Source organism: Pseudomonas sp. PICF6 (assembly GCF_009831705.1).
Taxonomy (GTDB): Bacteria; Pseudomonadota; Gammaproteobacteria; order Pseudomonadales; family Pseudomonadaceae; genus Aquipseudomonas; species Aquipseudomonas rhizophila.
Genome location: NZ_WUUD01000015.1, coordinates 30,072 through 30,481, shown reverse-complemented (window position 1 = coordinate 30,481; position 410 = coordinate 30,072).

Sequence of the window (410 nt, the reverse complement as noted above, 5' to 3'; positions counted from 1 at the left end):
GCTCGCGATAGCGGTGATTTAGATGTTGAAGATGTTGGCTGTGCCGCCGTCATCGCGAGCAGGCTCGCTCCCACATTGCCCTGAGGTGAGCGCTGGATAGGTCTGCACCCCGAATCTCCTGTGGGAGCGAGCCTGCTCGCGATAGCGGTGATTCAGATGTTGAAGAGGTTGGCTGTGCCGCCGTCATCGCGAGCAAGCTCGCTCCCACATTGCCCTGAGGTGAGCGCCGGATAGGTCTGCACCCCGAATCTCCTGTGGGAGCGAGCCTGCTCGCGATAGCGGTGGTTCAGTTGTTGGAGATCTTGGCTGTGCCGCCGTCATCACGAGCAGGCTCGCTCCCACATGGTCCTGAGGTAAGCGCCGGATAGGTCTGCACCCCGAATCTCCTGTGGGAGCGAGCTTGCTCGCGA